The sequence below is a fragment of the Pseudomonas sp. CFBP 8758 genome, from assembly GCF_014841725.1.
Taxonomy (GTDB): Bacteria; Pseudomonadota; Gammaproteobacteria; order Pseudomonadales; family Pseudomonadaceae; genus Aquipseudomonas; species Aquipseudomonas baltica.
This window is the reverse complement of record NZ_JACYUK010000008.1, coordinates 69,829-82,148: the sequence shown is the minus strand read 5'-3', so window position 1 is coordinate 82,148 and position 12,320 is coordinate 69,829. Positions and strand designations below refer to the sequence as shown.

Below are 12,320 nucleotides of genomic sequence, written 5' to 3'. Positions count from 1 at the left end.
AGACACGGGCTTTGAAATATCAACCACCGGAAACCGGCTTCTTCTGCCGCCTGCAACGTTCCGAACAATAGCGGACCTCGTCCCAACAGCGCGCCCATTTCTTGCGCCAGGTGAACGGAAGACCACAGGTGACGCAGTGCTTTACCGGTAACTCACTTTTCTTCAAGACCCTCTCCATGGCAACGTTCACGGACTAACTGGGTAGCCAACCGACAGAGCTGTATAAAGATACAGTGCTCAGCTAGAATAGCGCACCTGCCCATTATCCGGACATTCGCATGGATCTTCATCTCAGCCAGACCAGCGCAGCTATCGCTCTGGTCAACAGGCTTCAGGCCGAACTGACCGACTTGGGCGAAGTATTGCGAACTGCAGCAGACCACGTACGTGTCGATGCCATGTTTGGTCTGGATTTCAGGCCCGAGGATGCGGTGCGCAACGAACCCATAGAAGTGCGTGTACTGGAAGGTGACGAGGCGGTACAGGCGGCGTTCGAGGCGTTGACCAGTATCTGGGTCAAAGTGGGTCAGCACCCGCGGGAAACATTGCGCGTGCCTGGTGCCATCGCCCTGCCCCGCACTGCCATTGACAAGATCCTCCAGACCAATGCGACGCGTGTCGAACTGGGCAAGTTGATCGGTGCCATCGACAAAACCAACGACCGCCGCAACGTGTGGAACCGCTTCAAAGGCAGCGGAAATGGCATCGTGCCCAAGCAAGCCCTGCGTCTGACCAACGTGCTCACTGCGCCGTCGAACATCAACTTTTATTGGGATGACACCGGTTCGTCCGGCGCCCGCAAGATGGCCGGTGATCTGCTGCAAGAGTGGCACGAGCTACTCGATCAATATCATGACAAACAGGCAACGGTGCACCACTCCTCGGAAGCGGCTGCCGAGAATGCTCTCGTCTACGGCATCGACATGCTGGGCAAGCTGGACCCGCAGGAACAGGTCGCCATTCGCCGCTTGGTTCAGCCTCATATCCGGGCACGGGTCAGGAACGGCGACTCGAAGGTCAAACCCATCATGGCGCCAGTGCCCTTCGTGTATGAAACGGGTATTGCACCGCCCAAGATAAAGCGGCTCTCGAGTTACGAACCCAAAGTAGTGATCCGCAAGAACACCCGCTTGGCGTTGCTGGAGGAAGAGCCTTATGTGGAGGCAATGAATCTCTATCGTTATAAGAATAAGCATCGGGTTTATGGGCCTCTGCAAAAAAAGTCAGCTGAAGAGGGCTAGGGAGTTGATGCTTAAAGCCAGCTAGCAAGGAAGGCTGACGCGGTGCTGTCTATTAATAACATCATGATAGGGTAGAGATTTTTACTTAGCCCCTTCCCTCTCGACGTGGCCACGTTGAATTAAAACCTGCGCGTGGCACCCTGCCCCGCTTGGTGATTACTAAGTTGATAATACGGAAATGAAAGCAACTCGTAGCGGAGCATAGTCATGATGTTATTCTTTATGGCTAAAGGCATCCTGGTGAACGCAGCAAAGCAGCTTGGTGCTCCTTACTGATCACCTTTGCGGAAGGTTCACGGAGGAAAGCATGTGCGACGACGCGTCATGATGTTATTTACGGTTATACGGTAAATTCAACGCGGTTGCCGGCCCCTTCTTCATCGCCTATAAAGCTATTCTTCACTTTGATCAGGCTTTTCAAGTGTCCGCCGCCGCCCTCTCCGCACGAGAAACTTGCCAGCTTCTTCGTGACGTTGCTCTAGGTATTCGCACCTTGCACCGTCTCGACGAAACAGATTGGGCCGACGCCTACGACTCAGCGATGACTGTCGGCACCGACGGCTGGATCATCACCTTTCACAACCATGAAAGCGGGCGCTTTCTTTGCGAACGTTGTGAAAGCCCGGACGGCCGCACCTACCTCTTCGACTCATCCCAGCACTTCGGTACCGACCCTATCGAGCTGCTGAGTACCTGGGAGCACACCAGGCTGGCGGAAATACTGGCGACTGTTTAAAGCAAGCTTTCGATGGCGGCAACTGTCAATGCGAATCGTTTGCGGATAGAATCCGCTGCCATTTCGCTAGCCTCCCCTGCCTGGAACGATGAACCCATGCGTCGCACGTTACTTTCGCTGTGCCTGCTGCAAGCTGCCCCGGTGTCTGCCTGGGCTTCCGAACCCGTCGAAGCCAGCGGAAACCTCCAGCTCGAAGCGGTGAACATCGAGGCCGACAGTGACTATGAACGCGCGGATGGTCCGGTCACGGGTTACAAAGCCACCCGCTCGATGAGTGCGACGCGCACAGACACGGCCCTGCACGAGACGCCTCAGTCGATCAGCGTAGTGCCCCGTGACGTATTGGAAGACACCGCCTCCACTCGCTTGCAGGACGCGCTGGATTACGCAGGGGGTGTCGGCCGCGCCAACAACTTCGGTGGTCAGGGCCTGACCACTTTCACCGTACGCGGCTTCACCACGGGCGAGTTCTACCGCAACGGTTTTCCAATCAATCGCGGCTACCCCAATGCGCCGGACGCCAATACCGTGGAACGCCTGGAAGTGATCCGCGGCCCGGCGACGAGCCTGTATGGCCGCGGTGATCCGGGCGGCACTTTCAACGTCGTCAGCAAGCAACCGCTGGCCGAGCGCAAGGTGACGATTGGCAGCCAGCTGAACGATCAGGGCATGCACCGCGCCACGCTGGATGCCGGCGGGCCGCTCAGCGAGGATGGGCGCCTGGCCTATCGGCTGAACGTGTTGGGCGAAGGCGGCGAGAGCTTTCGTGACCATGTGGAAACCGAACGCTACGACATCGCGCCCGTGCTCAGCTGGCAAGCCAGCGACGCTACCAAAATCGTCTTCGAAGGCGATTTCATGCGCAACAACCATCCGCTCGATCGCGGCCTGACTCGCTACGCCACCCAGCGGGGCAGCGCTTCGCGCGACACCAATGTTTGGGAGGAAGGCCGTGACAACCTGCTGCACAACGACAACGACATGGCCCAACTCAGGTTCGAGCACCGCCTCGATGACGACTGGACCCTGGCCGGCGGGATGCAGTGGCTTGACGGCAGCCTCAAGGGCAATGCGGTCGAGGCCAACGCAGCCCCGCTGGATGGACGTACCCTGCAGCGCAACTTCAACTACCGCAAACTGGAGTGGACCGACCGCGACTATCAGCTGAATCTCACCGGCCATTTCGATACCGCAGGGTTTTCCCACACCTTGCTGGCCGGCGTGGAGTATGAAGACTACGACTACCGCTCGATCATCCAGCGCTCGTCGGCTGCAGCGGGCACCTACCCCATCGACCTCTACAACCCGGTGCTGGGCCAGCCACGCCCAGCCCTCACCCGCACCACCACCCACGACACGGAAAACCTGAAAACCTTAGCCGCGTTCATTCAAGACCAGGTCTCCTTGACCGAGCGCTTCAAAGTGCTCGCAGGCGTGCGTCTGGAACGCTTCGAACAGGACTACGACAACCGCTTGCCAGGCTCTGTGGACTGGAAGGCCGCGCAGACCTCGGCAACACCACGGCTGGGTTTGATCTACGACCTCACCGATACACTGGCGCTGTACGCCAACACCGCGCGGTCGTTCAAACCCAACAGCGGCGCGAGCCGCGATGGCAGCGGGTTTGACCCGGAAGAAGGTAAATCTTACGAGCTGGGCATGAAGTGGGAAGCCCTCGATCAGCAGCTGAGCATCGACGGCGCCGTCTACCACATCGTCAAGGAAAACGTGCTCACCCGTGATCCGGTCGACCCGACCTACAGCGTCGCGGCCGGCGAAGTCACCAGCCGTGGCCTGGACATCACCATCGCCGGCAACCTCACGCCACAATGGCGGATGATCGGTGGCTACGCCTACGTCGATGCGCGGGTGACCGACGACAACAACCTGCCCAACGGCACCCGCCTTGCCAACATTCCGCGCAACAGCTTCAGCCTGCTCAACACCTACGAGTTCCAGGACGGCGCAGCCAAAGGCCTGGGCCTGGGCGTGGGCTTGAAATACATCGACGACCGCGCCGGACAGACCGCAGCCCAGACCTACACCATGGAGCGCTACAGCGTGGTCGATCTGCTGAGTTTCTATCAGGTGAACCCTCACGTACGCCTGAACCTGGAACTGCAGAATGTGTTCAACAAGGGCTACGACGAAGGCGCGTTCAACACGTACGCGTATCCTGGCGCACCGCGTACGGTTCAGGCGGGCGTGGCGTATACGTTCTGACCAAGAGCGATGACTGCCCAGGGCGAGATTTTCAGCTCATCCAATTGCCGCCATCGACATTATAGGTCTGGGCCACGACGTAGTCGCTTTCGTCGCTTGCCAGAAAGAGCGCCATGCCCACCAGGTCCTCGGCCGTGCCCATGCGACCGAAGGGGACTTCCTGGCTGACCAGACGCTTTTTCTCGCCCAGTGGGCGATTTTCGTACTTGGCGAACAACGCGTCGACGCCATCCCAGTGTTCACCCTCGACCACCCCCGGGGCGATGGCATTGACGTTGATCCGCTCCTTGATGAGATTGAGCCCGGCGGACTGGGTCAGGCTGATCACAGCCGCCTTGGTCGCACAGTACACACCCACAAGAGCCTCACCTCGCCGTCCTGCCTGACTGGCCATGTTGATGATCTTGCCCCCGTGCCCCTGGCCGATCATCTGCCTCGCGGCCGCCTGCAGGGTAAACAGCGTTCCCCCGACGTTGATCGCAAACAGCCTGTCGTAGCTCGCCCGGGTGATTTCGGTGATGGGCGCCAGGTCGAATAGCGCCGCGTTGTTGACGAGAATGTCCAGCTTGCCCGCGTGTGTCACCACACTGGCGATCGCTCGGTCGATGGAAGCTTGTTGGGTGACGTCCATTTCCACCGCGTAAGCCTGGGGGCCGAGTTCGATAGCCGTTGCCTGGGCTCGGTCCAGATCAATGTCGGCGATCGCGACAATGGCACCTTCACGTATGTACGCTTGCGCGAACGAGCGACCAATGCCTCGCGCAGAGCCAGTGATCAGTGCACTTTTACCGTTTAGTCGGTTCATCGAGTCAACCTTCGAGTTCGTGGAAACAAGGGCTTCAGGGCTTGGGATAACCGGCTCGCTTCATGTCGCGCTCGGTCGTTGACTGAGCGGACGCCAAGGCCTGATCCACGGACATCTGTCCGGTGAGCGCGGCGGAGAACAGCTTGCCGACCGATGTACCGATCGACTGGAACTCGGGAATTACCACATACTGAATGCCCACGTATGGAACGGGCTGGGCGGAAGGCTGCGAAGGATCGGCATGCTGCATCATCTGCAAGGTGACCTGAGCAAACGGCGCCGCTGCCAGGTAGGCGTCGCTGTAGGTCGACATGCGAGTGCCCGGCGGAACGTTGGTGATACCGTCCTTGTCGGTGACCAGCTGGATGTACTGTTTGGACGTCGCCCAGGTGACGAACGCCTTCGCCGCGTCCTTGTGCCGAGAGGTGGCGGGAATCGCCAGCGACCAAGCGTACAACCACGATGAGCCCTTGTCGGTCACCTCAGTGGGCGCCGCAGCGAAACCAACACTGTCCACTACCCTGCTCTGCGCTTTGTCGGTGGTGAAGGAACCGGCCACGCTGGCGTCGACCCAGATCGCGCACTTGCCGCTGTTGAACAACGCCAACGTCTCGTTGAACCCATTGCTCGAAGCGCCGGGCGGCCCGTACTTTTTCAGCGTTTCGACATAGAACGTAGCAGCCGCCTTCCACTCGGGACTGTCGAGTTGAGGCTGCCATTGCTCGTTGAACCAACGCGCACCGAAGGCATTGGCCATGGTACTGAGCAAGGCCATATTCTCGCCCCAGCCAGCCTTGCCGCGCAGGCACATACCGTATTGGCCCTTGGATGCATCGGTCAACCTGGCCGCGAAACCGCCTAGCTGTGACCAGGTTGGCGCTGGCGGCATGGTCAGCCCGGCGGCCTTGAACAGGTCGGTCCGGTAGTAGGTGACCGTACTTTCGCCGTAGAACGGCAACGCGTACAGCGTGCCGTTCACCGAGAGGCCTTGGCGGACGGCGGGAAAGATGTCGTCTACGTCGTAGTCGGCTGGCAGATCCTTCATCGGTTCCAACCAGTTTTTTGCGCCCCACAGTGGCGTCTCGTAAGTACCGATCGTGAGCACGTCGAACTGGCCACCCTGCGTCGCGATATCGGTCGTCAAGCGTTGCCGCAACACGTTCTCCTCGAGCACGACCCAGTTAAGCGTGATGTCGGGGTGCTGTTGTTCGAAGAACTTGGACAGCCGCTGCATGCGGATCATGTCACCGTTGTTGACGGTGGCAATGGTCAACGTCTCAGCGGCCTGTCCGGCGACGGCGAATGAAACACTCGCGGACAGGATCAACGCATTGGTAATCTTCATGAAGTTCTCCGCGTCCAGCCGGTTCGACCGGAGCTGTTGTTATTGTTCTGGTGCGCCGAGCCGTTGGATCAGCGACAGGTCGAGTAAAGCAGCTGCCCGATCTGTACTCAAACGAACGGCGAATGGGCGATCGGTACTTTTTTGATCTTTTGCACCGTTGGGTTTCGAGGCAAAAAAGTATCGGAACGCTGTCATTGACGGGCTACCGATGGAGCGGGATTTCAGAGTATGGTTGAACCCGTCGACCTGCAGAATCATGAAAAAAACAACGATAAAAGGGGCACTCGATGCCTGATGACCGCGCCACTGTGTTCGAGTACCGTCAGCCAGATCTGGAAGTGATCCTGGCACGACCAGACCAGACCTTTCGCTGGTACGAGCATGACTACCCCTATTCCCTGGCACGCTGGAACCATCATCCCGAGTTCGAAATTCATTTGATCCGGCAAGGCAGCGGCAAGCTAGTGGCAGGTGATTACATCGGCCCCTTCGGACCCGGTCACGTCGCACTGATCGGCCCCGGTTTGCCCCACGACTGGATGGGCGATCTGGCAACGGCTGAACGGTTGGTCGCTCGCGACGTTGTACTGCAGTTCGACGGCACCACGCTGCTGGAGTGTCGTAGTGTGTGGCCCGAACTGGCGGAGCTCAAAGGCCTGTTCGACCGAGCTCAGCGCGGAATCGAGTTTCACGCGGCGACAGCGGTCGAGGCAGCGGTCCTGCTGGAACGTATAGGGCAAGCGAATGGCCTCAGGCGCCTGACGCTGTTCCTGCAGCTCATCGATACCTTGGCAAACGCGCCTCCCAGTGAATTCCGCGTTCTGGCCAGCGCCTGTTATTCCCCGTCCCTCGACGAATACAGCACACAGCGTATCAATCAGGCGTTCGACTACCTCACCCGGCAACTGACTGCCGAGGTACGCATGTCGGTGATCGCCGCGCAGCTGGGCATGAGCGAGGCGGGTTTCTCGCGTTTTTTCAAACGCATGACCGGCCATGGTTTCATCGACCTTATGCGCAAGCTACGGGTCCAGCGAGCCTGCAGGCTGCTCGCCCAGACCCAGCGATCGGTGGCCGATATCTGCTTCGAAGTCGGCTACGAGAACTTGTCCAACTTCAACCGGCACTTTCGCCACGAGATGCAGCAGACGCCCAGCGAGTATCGACGTCTTACAGCCGTCTGACCCATACAGGAGCAAGAATCGACATGCAGTTACCTTCAGTGGTGGTGTTCGGTGAAGCACTCACCGATCTGGTCCAGACCACGCCCGGTCGCTGGCAAGGCTATCCGGGCGGCGCGCCGTGGAACGTGGCGCGGGCGATGAGCCGATTGGGGGTACCGACGGCGTTCGCGGGGTCGATCAGTACCGATTCGCTGGGCGATGAGCTGTACCGACAGTCCGAAGCTGCCGGGCTGGACCTGCGTTACCTGCAGCGCGTCGAGGCCGATCCGCTGGTGGCGGTCGTGCCGTCCAGCCACCCTCCCCGCTATTTTTTCGCCGGTGAGGCCGATCTGCATTTCGATGTGCTGCTGTTGCCCTCGGGGTGGCTGGCGGCTGCGCAATTGTGTCATTTCAGCTGCATCAGCCTGGCCCGACAACCGCTGGGTGACAGGCTGGTCGAGGTCGCTCGGCAGGTGAAGCAGCACGGCAAGCTGATCAGCTATGACCCCAACTGGCGCAACCTGATGGATGCTCGATACCGCGAGGTGACGTTCCCCGCGATGGTCGCACTGGCGGACATCATCAAGCTGTCGGATGAGGATCTGCGGCAGATCTATCCTGGCTTGAGCGAAGAGCAGGCCCTGCAGCAGTTGCGCGAGATGAATGAAGGGGCACAGGTTCTGTTTACCCGCGGCGCCGAGGGCATGGTGTTGTTTACGCTCGACGGCAAGGTCGAACAGGCGGCAATCGCCGTCGAAGTAGCCGACACCGTTGGCGCCGGCGACGCGAGCATGGCCGGCTGGCTGGCGTCGAGCTTGCTGGGTATCGAAGCCCCCCAAGCCCGGCTGGCGTTTGCTGCGGCTTGTGCCTCGGTGTCCTGCACCAATGCCGGGGCCTATGCGCCCAGCCGCGCAGAAGTTGAGCAGCTGCTGTCGCGTTGAAGCGGTGTGTCAGGTAGACCGGGGTGCGCGCTTCGCGGCCACGGGCCGCTCCTACAGGAGGGCAGCGTGGTGTGTCAGGGTAATTGAGGTGCGCCCTTCGCGGTCCATGACCGCTCCTACAAGGAGGCATGCCCACAGGGGACATGCGCGGTGTGCATGTAGGAGCGGTCTGTGGCCGCGAAAAGGCCGGCGCGGTATATCAGGCTGAAGGCGCTGGAAGGTATTCGGATATCTCGACGAGGTTCAGGTCTGGATCGCGGACGTACACCGAGCGAATGGGGCCGGTGGCACCGGTGCGCTTGACCGGCCCTTCGAGGATGGGCCACGGATGACCCTCAAGCCGTTCGATCACCTGCTCCAGGCTGCAACTGGCGATGAAACACAGGTCCAGTGCACCGGGCACAGGCAAGTGCGCCTTGGGCTCGAACTCATGCCCCCGCACATGCACGTTGATTTTCTGATGGCCGAAGACAAACGCCACGCGCCCTTCCCCAAAGCTTTCCAGTCGCATGCCCAGCACGTCGATGTAGAAACCCTTGCAGGCCTCCAGATCGATGGTAGTGAGGACGATGTGGTCAAGGTGATCGATCATCTAGGGCCCTTTTCATTTACGGTACCTGACTCAACGATCCAGCGCATCGCGCTACGCTGGCCCGCGATTGATCAATCATGCCGAACGCGTTGAACCCGTGCAAAGTCAGTGCGCAGGTTACATCCCTGCACTTGATGTCTACCAATAGACCATCGCCCGCCACAGCCGTTTAATCGACGTTCACCGGCGGCGCGGTGAACGTCCATGGGCAGCCTCAACCGATTGGCAATTGACCGGTGACGATGGCCGTGACCAGGAAGATCCCGAACATCGGCAACGACCACTTGAAGAACTCCTTCTGGTATTCGCCGAAGGTCATTTCGGTGCGGTTCATCAGCAGGAACAGCCAGGCCACCGTAGGGCTGGCGTAGCGCAGCGCCTGGCCCATGAACGAGGCGACGCCGATTTCAGTGGGCGTGATGCCGAAGCTGTAGGCAATGGGCGCAACCACCGGCAGGATGCCGAAGTAATAGGCGTCCACCGGCAACGCATAGCAGGCCAGCGCGCCGAGGAACGCAAAGATCAACGCCGTATGGCTGCCCATCGATTCGGGAATCAGGCTGGCCATGTGCTCGGCCACCGCAGCGGCCATCCCGCTGCCGTTGAAGATCCCAAGAAAGCACCCTGCCGCCAGAATGATCGACGCCACCGCCACCGCATCGCCGCCATTGGCAGTGATCCGCTCACGCTGTTCCACCGCGGTGTAATTGACGGTCAGCGCCAGCGCCGTGCCCAACATGAACACCACCGCGCCACTGGCCCAGCCGGCGATCAGGATCACCAGCATGCCCACCGTCAACGCCAGGTTGAAGAGAAACAGCTTGGGCCGTTTGAGCTCTTTGTCGTGGTCTTCGATGACCGTGACCATGTCGGCAATCTGTTGCGGGGTAACGATGACTTTCTCGCCGGCGACGAAGCCCAGGCGCTTGCGCTCCTTGACGCCCATCAGGTACGCCATGCCGAACACATAAATGAACGACACCCCGAGAATCGGCAGGATCGCCACGAACAGCGTGTTCACCTCAAGGTTGAGCACCGCGGCTGCGCGCGCCAGTGGCCCGCCCCACGGCAGGCAATTGCCCAGCCCGCAAGGCAGGATGATCAGCATGGCCAGGTTGGACAGCTTCATACCCATCTGTTTGTACAAGGGCAGAAAGGCGGTGGTGATGATCAGGATGGTGGTGGTGCCGTCGCCATCCAGGGTCACTACCGACGAGGTGAACGCGGTCACCAGAATGATCTTCAGCGGGTCGCCGTTGGCCTTGCGGATCAGGTAGGTACACAACGGATCGAACAGCCCCACGTTCATCATCAGGCTGAAGTACAGCACCGCGAAAAGAATCATCACCGTGGGGTTCACCGTTCCCAGGGAGATCTTGCCGTCCGCTCCCTGGGAATAGAACAGGCCTTCCTTGATCCACTTGATGATCATGTCCAGCGGCACGCCGCTGAGCAGGCAGACCAGCACGCCGACCGCCAGCGAAACCACGATCAGGCCGGTAAAGGGCGAAAGTTTTTGCTTGATCACCAGCAGCAGGAACGAGGTGATCAACGTATAGCCCAGAATCGTCAGCATCCGAACGTCTCCACATATTATTTTTATCGAGAGAGGCAGCGTCTGTTGCGCAGGCTCGGTCTTGGCCACCGAGCCTGCGGGGCCCTACCGGCCCTGCAACAACTGGGTCACCCAATCAGGGGCCAGCTCAGGCAGTGGCTCGCCGTTGTCGCGGCAGCGGACGTACTGGTCGATCACCTCGCGACGCTGTTCTTCATAGATGCCTTTCTTTTCCGACGCTTCCAGCACTTCCAGCAGCCGCGCACGGGGTACCACGGTGACACCGTCGTAGTCACCGAACACCAGGTCACCGGCGGCCACCTCCACACCGGCACAGGTGACGGTGGTGTTGATCTTGCCTGGCCCCTGCTTGCCGGGGCTGCGCTGCATGAAACCCTTGGCATACACAGGAATGTCGAGCTCGGCCAGCGGCAGCTTGTCACGCACGCAACCATCAATGACCAGCCCGGCAAGGCCAACGGCCTGCGCCGCCCCCGCCATCAGGTCACCGATGTACGCACGCCCGGGATAACCCTTGCCAGCGACCACCAGAACATAGCCAGGCTGCCCTTGGTACACCGCCACGTGGATCGGAAAGTTGTCGCCATCTTCGGTGTCCACGGTGTAGGCGGTGCCGAGCATGACCTTGCGGTCGTCCAGCGGCATCAGATCGGCGTCCATGGCGCCGTTGCGGGCAATGCCGAGCTTGGTCATGCCATCGCACAGCTGTGCGGGGCTGAGCTTGCGGAATCGGTCGAGCAGGTCCTGGGGAATCAGCTCGGGCAGGGGCAGGTAGTGTTCGGTATTCATGGCGTCTTCCTCAGGAGTGTTTGACCAGCTGGCGAATGGCGTCGCGGTAACCGAGATCGCTGCCATCGGCGCCCAGCAGGGTTTGCCAGTCGGTGGCGGCGAGCTTTTCCAGCTGCTGGTGGCTGGCCCTGGACATGGTGGCGTCGACCCCGGCGTCTTCGAGGGTGGTGACCACGTCGTCCATCTCGGCGCTGCGCCGTTTGGCGTGGATCAGCGTGCGCGCAGTGAAGGTGTTGGCCAGTTGCTCGACGGTCTTGCCGTTGAGCGATTCGCCGAGGGAATCGACCAGCGTGTCGAGCACTCCGAACTTCTCCCCTGCCTGGAAGGCTTCGAGCAGCAGTTGCGGCAGGCCTTTCATCACCACGCTTTTAAGCATCTTGATCGCCGACGCGGCGCCGGCCTCGGCGTCGAGCACGGTCAGGCGCATGCCATAAGGATTGAACGCGTCGGCGAACGCACGTGCACCGTCGCCGGCCAGCAGCATGGGTACACGGTGGTTGTTGCCAGGCACCGTGCCCATCACTGCAGCGTCGCAGAAGGCCACGCCGGGGGCCCTGGGCAGCGCGGCGATGACTTGCTTGACGGTGGGCGCGGCCGAGTTCATGTCGACATAGGTCTGCCCGGCCACCAGCAGCGGCAACACGCGCTCGGCCACGGCCAGTGCGCTGCTGGCACTGGTCAGGCAGGCCACGAAACGGGCGCCCTGGCAGGCGCTTTCCAGCGAATCGAAGAGTGTGACGCGAGTGCGCTCGGCGCGCTGGCGGATCGGCGCGCCGCGCTGGGGGTCATCTGCCTGGGCATCGAAGGCGCCAATCTGCAGATCGCCCTGAGTGCGCAAGCCGGTGGCAAGGTGGTAGGCCGCTTCGCCAAACCCGATGAAAAGCAGTTCCATCAGCGTGTTCCTTGTTT

The 12,320-nt window shown here is 60.5% G+C and carries 12 protein-coding genes; 5 read left to right on the top strand and 7 right to left on the bottom strand.

Translation table 11 applies throughout. The annotated features are described in order from the left end of the window. Window positions 1-19: 19 nt before the first annotated feature. The gene (locus IFT75_RS18000) at window positions 20-166 is read right to left on the bottom strand and encodes a DUF2256 domain-containing protein (RefSeq protein WP_192055991.1); all 147 of its coding nucleotides are present in this window, start codon (window positions 164-166) and stop codon (window positions 20-22) included. Window positions 167-278: 112 nt separating this feature from the next. Here IFT75_RS18000 and IFT75_RS17995 point away from each other — a divergent pair, with 112 nt between their 5' ends. The 3 genes from IFT75_RS17995 (at window position 279) to IFT75_RS17985 (ending at window position 4,200) form a co-directional block, all read left to right on the top strand. After that, window positions 279-1,241: a DNA replication terminus site-binding protein gene (locus IFT75_RS17995; protein ID WP_192055989.1), complete on the top strand. Its 963-nt coding sequence runs from the start codon at window positions 279-281 to the stop codon at window positions 1,239-1,241. A gap of 421 nt (window positions 1,242-1,662) precedes the next feature. Next, complete coding sequence (locus tag IFT75_RS17990) at window positions 1,663-1,977, top strand: DUF7693 family protein (RefSeq protein ID WP_192055987.1); 315 nt, start codon at window positions 1,663-1,665, stop codon at window positions 1,975-1,977. A 96-nt stretch (window positions 1,978-2,073) separates the two neighbouring features. Continuing rightward, the gene (locus IFT75_RS17985; RefSeq protein ID WP_192055986.1) at window positions 2,074-4,200 is read left to right on the top strand and encodes a TonB-dependent siderophore receptor; all 2,127 of its coding nucleotides are present in this window, start codon (window positions 2,074-2,076) and stop codon (window positions 4,198-4,200) included. Window positions 4,201-4,231: 31 nt separating this feature from the next. Here IFT75_RS17985 and IFT75_RS17980 read toward each other — a convergent pair whose 3' ends face one another. Next, window positions 4,232-5,005 (bottom strand): L-iditol 2-dehydrogenase, encoded by a 774-nt coding sequence (locus IFT75_RS17980; RefSeq protein ID WP_122477994.1) that lies wholly within the window; start codon window positions 5,003-5,005, stop codon window positions 4,232-4,234. Between the two features lie 34 nt (window positions 5,006-5,039). After that, window positions 5,040-6,350 carry an ABC transporter substrate-binding protein gene (locus IFT75_RS17975; protein WP_192055984.1) on the bottom strand — a complete coding sequence of 437 codons (1,311 nt, stop codon included), beginning with the start codon at window positions 6,348-6,350 and terminating at the stop codon, window positions 5,040-5,042. Window positions 6,351-6,637: 287 nt separating this feature from the next. Here IFT75_RS17975 and IFT75_RS17970 point away from each other — a divergent pair, with 287 nt between their 5' ends. Further along, window positions 6,638-7,534 carry an AraC family transcriptional regulator gene (locus IFT75_RS17970; protein ID WP_192055982.1) on the top strand — a complete coding sequence of 299 codons (897 nt, stop codon included), beginning with the start codon at window positions 6,638-6,640 and terminating at the stop codon, window positions 7,532-7,534. A gap of 23 nt (window positions 7,535-7,557) precedes the next feature. Continuing rightward, window positions 7,558-8,454 carry a carbohydrate kinase family protein gene (locus IFT75_RS17965; protein WP_192055980.1) on the top strand — a complete coding sequence of 299 codons (897 nt, stop codon included), beginning with the start codon at window positions 7,558-7,560 and terminating at the stop codon, window positions 8,452-8,454. Between the two features lie 199 nt (window positions 8,455-8,653). Here the strand turns inward: IFT75_RS17965 and IFT75_RS17960 are convergent, their stop codons facing one another. From IFT75_RS17960 to IFT75_RS17945, 4 genes are all read right to left on the bottom strand, one after another. Beyond that, complete coding sequence (locus IFT75_RS17960) at window positions 8,654-9,046, bottom strand: VOC family protein (protein WP_192055978.1); 393 nt, start codon at window positions 9,044-9,046, stop codon at window positions 8,654-8,656. A gap of 214 nt (window positions 9,047-9,260) precedes the next feature. Further along, window positions 9,261-10,622, bottom strand: coding sequence for a CitMHS family transporter (locus IFT75_RS17955; protein ID WP_192055976.1), 1,362 nt, complete (start codon window positions 10,620-10,622; stop codon window positions 9,261-9,263). An 84-nt stretch (window positions 10,623-10,706) separates the two neighbouring features. Beyond that, window positions 10,707-11,411: an RraA family protein gene (locus IFT75_RS17950; RefSeq protein WP_192055975.1), complete on the bottom strand. Its 705-nt coding sequence runs from the start codon at window positions 11,409-11,411 to the stop codon at window positions 10,707-10,709. 10 nt (window positions 11,412-11,421) lie between these two features. Further along, the gene (locus IFT75_RS17945; protein WP_192055973.1) at window positions 11,422-12,303 is read right to left on the bottom strand and encodes a DUF1932 domain-containing protein; all 882 of its coding nucleotides are present in this window, start codon (window positions 12,301-12,303) and stop codon (window positions 11,422-11,424) included. Window positions 12,304-12,320 lie beyond the last annotated feature (17 nt).

Excerpts from the sequence above, each read along its gene's own strand:
- IFT75_RS17970 (WP_192055982.1), top strand. The coding sequence starts at position 6,638 with ATGCCTGATGACCGCGCCACTGTGTTCGAGTACCGTCAGCCAGATCTG.
- IFT75_RS17995 (WP_192055989.1), top strand. The coding sequence starts at position 279 with ATGGATCTTCATCTCAGCCAGACCAGCGCAGCTATCGCTCTGGTCAAC.
- IFT75_RS17950 (WP_192055975.1), bottom strand. The coding sequence starts at position 11,411 with ATGAATACCGAACACTACCTGCCCCTGCCCGAGCTGATTCCCCAGGAC.
- IFT75_RS17960 (WP_192055978.1), bottom strand. The coding sequence starts at position 9,046 with ATGATCGATCACCTTGACCACATCGTCCTCACTACCATCGATCTGGAG.
- IFT75_RS17955 (WP_192055976.1), bottom strand. The coding sequence starts at position 10,622 with ATGCTGACGATTCTGGGCTATACGTTGATCACCTCGTTCCTGCTGCTG.
- IFT75_RS17945 (WP_192055973.1), bottom strand. The coding sequence starts at position 12,303 with ATGGAACTGCTTTTCATCGGGTTTGGCGAAGCGGCCTACCACCTTGCC.
- IFT75_RS17985 (WP_192055986.1), top strand. The coding sequence starts at position 2,074 with ATGCGTCGCACGTTACTTTCGCTGTGCCTGCTGCAAGCTGCCCCGGTG.
- IFT75_RS17965 (WP_192055980.1), top strand. The coding sequence starts at position 7,558 with ATGCAGTTACCTTCAGTGGTGGTGTTCGGTGAAGCACTCACCGATCTG.
- IFT75_RS17980 (WP_122477994.1), bottom strand. The coding sequence starts at position 5,005 with ATGAACCGACTAAACGGTAAAAGTGCACTGATCACTGGCTCTGCGCGA.
- IFT75_RS17975 (WP_192055984.1), bottom strand. The coding sequence starts at position 6,350 with ATGAAGATTACCAATGCGTTGATCCTGTCCGCGAGTGTTTCATTCGCC.